Here is a 1,756-nt window from a genome sequence, read left to right as displayed (position 1 = left end):
CTATATTCTGCCGCCGCAATTAGCCAACGGTAAAGCCAGCGCGATGATGCGGTTTACCTCGACCTGTGTGCCTCAGGAGCAATCGCTTCGTGAGTAAAGGCTTCGATATGACGTATTTTTTCAGCGGAAAAGACGATAACGCTGCAGGAAGGCGCTAACCCAATGCTATTTACTGCCAGAAAAAGAGGCAATGATGTATGAAACTATCTATGAATAAAGTGGGTGTGCTATTTGGCGGCCTCTTGTTAAGTGTTATCAGCACCAGTAGCTGGGCCGTGGCGAATTGTTCGTTTGATGCTGGCGCCACTCAAACGGAAACCGTGCCGTTGACTCCGCCGGTGATTTCGGCGGGGGTCGATATTCCCGTAGGGACGGTGCTGTATCAAGGCAGCTGGTTGATGAGAAACACTAAGATGGGATGCCAGTGGGCACAGGCTGACGTAGGTAAATCATTTTGGTTCAGCAGTTCAACGTTGATTAGCCATGCCCCACTCCCTCTGAGCGGCTTGATGACCGGTCCGTTTGCGGGTGCCGTTTATCAGACCAATATTCCGGGGATTGGTGTGGCCATTTCACGAAGCCCAGATGGCAATCCGATAATAGTTAACCGGCCTGCGGTGACGACGGATACAGAGAACCCTATAAGGCAGGTAGGCAATGAATTAGGCGGCGCCTTGGATTTTAGCGGTTCAACACGTTATGTCTCGCTCATTAAAACGGGGGCTATTACCCCCGGTAGCTTTACGATTAGCGGTGCAAATTTCCCGAGTATCACGACTACGCTTGAGCCCGCGGTGAATACTCATGCGGGTTCTGTTCCCGTCACCGGGTTGCCGTTTACTTTTTACAATATCAATTTTCAGGGAACCCTGACGGTGTCTACGCAAACCTGCACCACACCAGATGTCACGGTTGCATTGGGACGTTATGACAAAAATGAAATTTTTAGGGGGATAAACTCAACAACACCTTGGATTGATGCGTCAATTAACCTCATAAATTGCCCTAGATTCTACGGTTTTTATAACAGTACCAATACGACGATATTGATGAATTACAATACCGGAATGGGGAGTACATCCAACTCGCTCAATAACGGTATTGGCGTGCGCCTGACACCTGCTACCAATGTAATTGATGCCGCCAATGGGATTATGGCTATCGACTCGACGGTATCCGGTGCAGCATCGGGCGTAGGTATCCAGATTGGTTGGGGAAGTAGTAGCCAAACCCCAACGCTGTTTAACTTTGCGGCAGAACAAACAGTGACGCTGCCAAAAGACGGCAGTTCTACAATCCGTGTTCCGCTGTCTGCCCGCTATATTCAAACAGAAGCGAACGTCACACCGGGTAAAGCGAATGGTAAAGCCGTGTTCTTGATCAATTATTATTAATTAAATTAATAACATGGCCTTTATGGGAGGCAGCAGTGCCGCTGAAGATAAAGTGGCACTGTTGCAACGTTTGTTTTGGGACTTGCTGCAAAAAAATGGCTGTACGATGAAACTTCATGATTTTTCATCAGTTTTCGTGAGCCAATATGATGTATAACACATTTAAGTGGAAACATTTTTCGCCCGAGATCATCCTTTGGTGCTTACCAAAAAACGGATTGAGGTAACCGGTGGTATTGGTCATTCGCTGGTTGCCCCTTTTGGTCTACAGATTATTCTGGCGTAATCACTGCAATATGGCTAAATATCAGAATTTTCATCTATGCAGGTAATATCAAGATATTATCCTTTCTTATATTAAT

General features: G+C 46.8%; 1 protein-coding gene. It reads left to right on the top strand.

The window, feature by feature from the left end; translation table 11 throughout:
* The first annotated feature begins 197 nt into the window (after nt 1-197).
* Entirely contained in the window at nt 198-1,394 is a 1,197-nt protein-coding gene (locus V2A85_RS23425; RefSeq protein WP_420072524.1) for a fimbrial protein, read from the top strand.
* Nucleotides 1,395-1,756 lie beyond the last annotated feature (362 nt).

The organism is Yersinia sp. 1252 StPb PI, from assembly GCF_048593885.1.
GTDB lineage: Bacteria > Pseudomonadota > Gammaproteobacteria > Enterobacterales > Enterobacteriaceae > Yersinia > Yersinia enterocolitica_E.
Note: the sequence above shows the minus strand (reverse complement) of the source record. Positions and strands in the feature narration are given on the sequence as shown.